General features: G+C 51.8%; 5 protein-coding genes and 1 pseudogene. 5 read left to right on the top strand and 1 reads right to left on the bottom strand.

The annotated features are described in order from the left end of the window. Positions 1 to 206: pseudogene (locus QS713_RS09020) on the bottom strand (sigma-70 family RNA polymerase sigma factor); the annotation flags it as partial. A gap of 560 nt (positions 207 to 766) precedes the next feature. On the opposite strand from QS713_RS09020, the gene QS713_RS09015 reads away from it, so the two are divergent. The 5 genes from QS713_RS09015 to QS713_RS08995 are packed head-to-tail and all read left to right on the top strand — an operon-like array spanning position 767 to position 5,861. Then, positions 767 to 1,936, top strand: coding sequence for an ABC-three component system protein (locus tag QS713_RS09015; protein WP_313274696.1), 1,170 nt, complete (start codon positions 767 to 769; stop codon positions 1,934 to 1,936). Then, a complete protein-coding gene (locus QS713_RS09010) occupies positions 1,923 to 2,141 on the top strand; it encodes an ABC-three component system middle component 7 (RefSeq protein ID WP_313274695.1) in 219 nt (72 codons plus the stop codon). The genes QS713_RS09015 and QS713_RS09010 overlap by 14 nt, the downstream gene beginning before the upstream one ends. Continuing rightward, entirely contained in the window at positions 2,135 to 3,784 is a 1,650-nt protein-coding gene (locus QS713_RS09005; protein WP_313274692.1) for a DUF2326 domain-containing protein, read from the top strand. The genes QS713_RS09010 and QS713_RS09005 overlap by 7 nt, the downstream gene beginning before the upstream one ends. A gap of 53 nt (positions 3,785 to 3,837) precedes the next feature. After that, entirely contained in the window at positions 3,838 to 4,695 is an 858-nt protein-coding gene (locus tag QS713_RS09000; RefSeq protein WP_313274690.1) for a hypothetical protein, read from the top strand. Next, positions 4,692 to 5,861 (top strand): DNA adenine methylase, encoded by a 1,170-nt coding sequence (locus QS713_RS08995; protein WP_313274687.1) that lies wholly within the window; start codon positions 4,692 to 4,694, stop codon positions 5,859 to 5,861. The genes QS713_RS09000 and QS713_RS08995 overlap by 4 nt, the downstream gene beginning before the upstream one ends. Positions 5,862 to 6,537: the final 676 nt, after the last annotated feature.

Raw genomic sequence — 6,537 nt, 5'->3', positions numbered from 1 at the left:
TCACGGAAACGCTTGTAGGCGTCCTGCGCCCATGCGATCTTCCAGTCGGCTTGGTAGTCAGGGTCGAGGATCTGCTCACGCAGCTTCTTCGCCCGCTCGACACTAGCCGCATAAGCATCAGGGCTATCTTCCTTGAATGCTTCGTCGGGTTCAGGTAGATCAAGCAGTTCAATCCACGCCCATCCTTTCGCGGACGGGACGTACATGAACCAATGTTCACGGTGATTCGGGCCAACCTTTCTGCGAATGGCATACGGGCGGGGCTGTGGTTGAGAAGTAGGGGTAGCCACGGTGGGCTCCTTCCGCTAGATGCGGAAAGACCCACAAGAGACGCTGCTACTCGTATGAAGTTGGTGAAATGGTCTGCGTGGGCATGCCTATGGGCGGACACCCCGATGGATGCCCGCCCCAGCGGCTCCTGCAGATCGTTCCGACTTAGGACGTGTAGAAACCTGAGCTCAGTTGTTGGCTACGGATCGGCATGATCACGGTCGATCCGGCGGATGCGCCTCACATTGCGTGAGGTGTCTCCATGGACTCGGCCAGGCCGTGCACATCCCGGTCGTGTCCTGAGTGCGATGCCATGCCACCTGCCCCGCACAACCCACGCGAGATACGCAATCGCCAACTTCTCGTTGAAAAAGCACAGCCGTGATAGACTTTTGCCCATCTCTCGTGAGCTATGTCCACGGTAGAAAATGGCCCTTCGGCCATTTAGACGCTTTGGGACAGCCTGGGACAGTTGGGACAAACTCCGGTGGAGGTGATGGCGAAGTTGCTCTTCAACGATGTGATGAAGGCCGTCTACCCGCACCTGCGCGGCACCCGGAACACAGCGGACTTCATGCGCAACATGATCGAGCGGCTCTGCGCCGTCCCTGAGGAGCACTGGTTCACGCCCCGAGGTAGAACCCCGGATCAGGACTACAAAGATGAATCCCTGCGCAAGTTTTACAGTCGCGGGATCACGAGAAAGCTGGCGCGAGCCATGCTCGCCAATCCCACCCGCGACAATTTCGTCGATTCCCTCAACTACGTCGATGACATCGAGACGCAGTCAGCCGATGAGATCAAGGCGGCACTGGCTCGTAGCATCCAGCCGTTTATCGACGAAGATGTTGATGAAAACAATGTTGGCGATGTGTTGTTCGACTTGATCCAGCAATCGCTGGAGTTCGTTGTCAATCCGGAATTGGAGAATGACCGCAAGCTCCAACGAGCGACCACGGTGTCGGATGCTGCCAAAGGCAGGCTCGGTTCTCGCCTATTGGAGGAATGCAAGTACACGTGTTCGCGCACCGGCTGTGGCAAGCATCTCCAGCCCGTCACCGACGACGGCGCGACAGCTCCGCTTTATGCGATTGGCCGGATTGAAGGCGAAGCGCGCACCTACGACAACCTGGTCGCGCTGTGCCCGGAATGCTTCCACTCCTACACGCTCAACCACAAGAAAACCGACGCAAAAGACCTGCTACGGAACAAGAAGGCACAAGTCGACGCAGCACAGGCACGTAAGACGCTGACTACGGTCGATATTGAACGTGGCATCAGCAAGGTCATCGAGAAACTCGGTAACGCCAACCCCAAAGACTTCGAGCCGCTGAACTTCGACCCAGCCGCCGTCAAGGACAAGATTGACCAGTCAGTCGACGTGTTCGTGTTCGACGAGGTATTCATGCACGTCACTCGATACTTCAGGTTCATCGAAAAAGCGCTGCAGGAACAGGCTCGGCTCAAGACCTTTGATGATGGGTTGTTGCGAGCAGAGATCAGAGCCTCGTACGTGAAGCTCGCTGACAAGGGTTACGCAAAACAGCGGATTCATGAATCGCTGACCAATCGGCTCAGTCAGATCACGAAACAGGATGCCCGCTACTGTGCCTTCGTCACCTCCTACTTCGTCCAGTCCTGCGAGGTGTTCGATGCTGCTTCCTAACAAGTTGTTCGCCTACCAGGACACAGTGCTACCGCTACTCCCGACGATCCTCAGGCTCCTGGACACCCCGAAGACCCCGAACGAACTTGCCGTCGCCCTCACCCCAGTCACAACAGACCCGACCCGGCTGATTGATGCCCTCGACTGCCTCTACGCCCTCGGCAAAGTCACGCTCAGTGAGGAAGGAGCACTAGAGCGATGCTGAAACAGATCAGTTGCGCCCTGTTCAAAGAAGGCGAAGCGCCCCGCCCGCCCATCCAGTTCCATCAAGGACTGAACACGATCCTCGGCGCTGTCCGAGGCGAGGCCGGGTCAATCGGCAAATCCACAATGATGCTCATCATCGACTTCGTCTTTGGTGGCAACACCTATGTCGACAGCGATGCCGTCCGGGAACTGCCAGAGCACGCCATCAATTTCACCTTCGAATTCGACGGCGCTTCCTACCACTTCGTGCGACGCCCCCATGAACCAAAAGCTATCGTCAACATCGATTCCGACGGCAGCGTGCTGAAAACCCTTGAGCTCAAGGAGTTCACTGACTGGCTGGCCGGCCAATACGGCATGCAGTTGCCGGGTGCGTCGTTTAGGCAGATGCTCAGCAGGTTCTTCCGGATCTACGGCAAGAACAACCACAACGAACTCAAGCCACTCCAGACCCGTGGCGGCGAGGAATCCCAGAAGGATGCCATCGCGATCCTGATCGCCTTGTTCCAGTACTACAGCTCGATCGAGGACTTCAAGCACCAGCTCCAGAGTGCTGAAGACATGATTGCAGCGTTCAAAGCTGCAAGACGCTACGAGTTCATCCCCTCAGCAGTTGACGGGTTGACCAAGTACAAGCAGAACGTCGTCGAGATCGCTGCCCTGGAGCAGGAACGTGCCCAGCTGGCCGAATCTGATGAAGCGACAGTCGATCCGAGCGAGGTTGAACACGCCAACGCACGCAACGAACTCAACCGCCAACTTGCCGATGTTCGACGCCTCATCAAAGACAGGCGCGACGAACTACACCTGCTCGACTTGAACCTGCGCCACGGCGCGTACCCCACCGAGACTGACCTCAAGAGCCTGCAAGAGTTCTTCCCCGAAGCACACCTAGCGAAGATCGTTGAGGTCGAGAAGTTCCACACCAAGATCCAAACGATCCTCGCTGAAGAACTCACCCAAGCCCGCGAGCGCGTTCAACGCGAGGTGACCGAGCTTCAAGAACACCACGACAGCATCCTTTCCCAAATGGATGCGATACCTACATCCAAGGCGTTCACGCCAGAGTTCCTCGACGCCTACACGACCTTGGATCGGCGGATCACCAAGCTCAAAGAGCAGAACGAAGCATTCGACCAAAACCACAAGCTCCAGACCGCCAAGAAGGAAGCCAACACGCGCTACCAAAACCAACTTGAGAGCGTGCTGGCACAAATCGAAATCGCCATCAACACGGAGATGGACGCCATCAACGACGAGGTCACCGGCGGGGAGTACAACGCGCCGCGACTGACGATCAAGGCTTTCAACTCCTATGTATTCGAAACTCCGAAGGACAAAGGCACGGGCACAAACCATCGCAGCATGATCATCTACGACCTCGCCGTGCTGCAGAACACCGTCCTCCCAGCACTGGCACACGACTCAATCGTGTTTGACTCCATGCCTCGTCCCGACCTCAGCAACCTCATCCGCGTCTACAACGACCAAATTGAGAAACAGATTTTCATCGCCATCGACAAAATCAGCGACTGCACTGAAGAAGCTAAACAGATCATTCAACAAACTAAAGTACTCAAGCTCGACAACAACGAACACGCATTATTCGGAGATAAATGGAGCCGGAAAATGGAGCTTTAAGCTCAAACGACCTACAACCTCTTTATTAAACGATAGAAACGGGAGTATTAGTAATGAACACACAGTATTCACTCTTTAAACAGTTCACCATCGATCTGCAGTCTTTTGTGCGGCAAAACTCAACGCTTATAGAAAACACCTTATCCAATGTTTTCACAATGAGACTCGTTGGCAATAAAACGCACGGAGATTTAGCCGAAATAGGAATGACAGAGTTTGTTAACCAGTTTCTGCCTGGATACAAAGCCCAACATGTCGGCAAGGATCTTTTTCGAGCGAAGACTTCAGAGGAAGACATATTAGTGACTCGTTTGATTGATAAGAAAACAATCAAAGTATCACTGAAGGCGTACGGTGATGGACCACTTCAGCTTAGTACTGACAAAGATGCAGTGCTTTTCCCATTGCTTGAAAGTCAAGGAAAATGCAAGATTGATGATCAAAACGAAATAAGAAGCTTACTAAACCGCCCTGATTTTCTACACCTCTCAGACATAAACGTTTTACCGTTAATCTATAGGGAAAACAATATGCAGTGCGCCATAATGGTGTTTGATATAACTGCGATCGCTGAGTTAACATCTGTCGTTGAACGCGTAAAACCGGGCGCTCGCGGACGCAAACATCCTGTGTGGGTATTTCGCGATGCAGCTGGCGATTATATATGCGAGGTGCGATATGGAGGAAAGGCAGCAAATGCATTACAGCGGGGACTGTGGACTAACACTAAGACTGCAGCGAAACACTTTCGATTCATCACCGATGGCTGGATAGCGTATGAGCATAATCTGATAATTACGGAACTATTCGCGAAGGCTCTGAATAGTACGGTTGAGTCCCATAAAAAAGCTCTTCAGTCGATCACCGGCGAGCTTCAAAAACTAGCAGATCAGGCAGATATAAGTTTATGAGAAAAGTGTTATCACAGTCGGCAGTCGATGATGAAGAAGGTGCCCTTCAAAGCGCCTTGGTATGGGCTAAAGAGGGCATAAAGTACACGGGCTCTAAGCAAAAACTTCTTAGACCAATTTTTGAAATAACCAAAAACGTGGCTAGGGACACTGTTCTCGACTTGTTTTCTGGAACCACGAGAGTCAGTAGGTTATTTGCCGGTATGGGGTCAACAGTGACCTCAAACGACTGCTCCGTGTGGTCGAGTTGTTTCGCGACAGCTTACCTACTTAACAAGAATGAAGGGGCTGAATATACCGAGCTGATTAATCATTTAAATAATCTAAAACCAATTTCTGGCTGGTTCACGGAAAACTATGGGGGTGTTGACAATCATGGAAGCGCTGTTCAAGATAGCGGCAGGAAAGCGCTCTGGCAACTACATAATTCTATGAAGCTTGATGCGATAAGAGAAGAAATTGACCGTCTTAGCCTATCGCGAGTTGAAAGGGCAATCGCGCTTACGAGTCTTATCTATGCGCTCGATCAAGTTGAAAACACAATAGGACATTTTGCTGCTTACCTTAAAAACTGGTCACCACGCTCGTATAAGCAGATTCAGCTAAAAGTTCCAAATCTTGAGCCCCAATTTAAAGATCATTTAGTTTTTCAATGCGATGCAGATGAATTAGTCTCCGCGCTACTTAACACTGGCAAAGAGTACGATATGGCTTATCTTGATCCGCCATATGGATCCAACAACGAAAAGATGCCTCCCTCGCGCGTTAGATATGCGTCTTATTACCATATTTGGAAGACAGTTATTTTGAATGACAAACCGGATGTGTTCGGTGCCGCTAGGAGGAGAGAGGATTCTCGGGACACAGTCTCCGCTTCACAGTTTGAGGAATTTCGGAGAAACAGTGAGGGGAAGTCGCTCGCACTTTCTGCCCTTGATTCAGTAATAAGGAAAACTCCCGCTAAGTATATACTGCTCTCCTACTCAAATGGCGGTCGCGCTACATATTCAGAGTTACTTGAGATACTTAGCGCAAATGGAGCTTTGGTAAAGTCTGCGCAGATTGAGTATAAAAGGAATGTAATGGCCAACATGACTTGGACAAATGAGTGGACTCCACCTTTGGACACTCCCAATATTGAGTATCTGTTCTTGCTGCGTAAATAGACAGGGGTGTGTTCGAAGGCCCATACTATACGGCAGACTCAACCACTAGTGAAATACTCCTCTTCCCACTATGTAAAGCTCTACTAAAACTACAGTAGATTCGTGAAAACCTTCTCGCATTACCCATACCTTTTGGCGGCAGATAGAATGGGTTAAATAAGGGGGAGAACGCCGTGCCAACCATAACAGTCACGCAACAAACCCGCTCCCGCACGCCTAGACGGATTAGTCAATCTTCTTCACCCCAGTCCCGCAAAACCCCACGTACCACGCGGTTTACTCGCCATTCTCGCCACTGCAGCCCAGCACCCCTTTGTATCCAATCCGCTAACTTGTGCGACCAGGCATGCGGCTCTGGGTACTTTTTGACGCTACCCTTAAACCTTTCGACGCAAGCCCGCACTTTTTGACGCTTTCTCCGCGAGCGACCTTGAAACCAGTCAAACCACGGCTAGGTGGACCTCTCGAGTCATCGTCCACCTGGTAAGAGCCGCCGCCCCGCGCTGCCGCAAGCACAAGAAAACCTTGAAATACCAGCCAAAACGCGGCATTTGCGTGAGGAAAATTCCTTCACCATCCTTGTATCAAAATGGGTGTCCAAGTGGATGTTTAGCGACCCATTTTGATACAGGGCTTGGGGTGGGTGCGTTTGTGGGAGAGGTGGGTGCATTTTCCG

Source organism: Gleimia hominis, from assembly GCF_032085515.1.
In the GTDB taxonomy this organism is placed as follows: Bacteria; Actinomycetota; Actinomycetes; order Actinomycetales; family Actinomycetaceae; genus Gleimia; species Gleimia hominis.
This window is presented reverse-complemented; position numbering and strand designations above follow the sequence as displayed.

Coding starts and splice junctions, on each gene's coding strand:
- QS713_RS09015 (WP_313274696.1), top strand. CDS start 767: ATGGCGAAGTTGCTCTTCAACGATGTGATGAAGGCCGTCTACCCGCAC.
- QS713_RS08995 (WP_313274687.1), top strand. CDS start 4,692: ATGAGAAAAGTGTTATCACAGTCGGCAGTCGATGATGAAGAAGGTGCC.
- QS713_RS09005 (WP_313274692.1), top strand. CDS start 2,135: ATGCTGAAACAGATCAGTTGCGCCCTGTTCAAAGAAGGCGAAGCGCCC.
- QS713_RS09010 (WP_313274695.1), top strand. CDS start 1,923: ATGCTGCTTCCTAACAAGTTGTTCGCCTACCAGGACACAGTGCTACCG.
- QS713_RS09000 (WP_313274690.1), top strand. CDS start 3,838: ATGAACACACAGTATTCACTCTTTAAACAGTTCACCATCGATCTGCAG.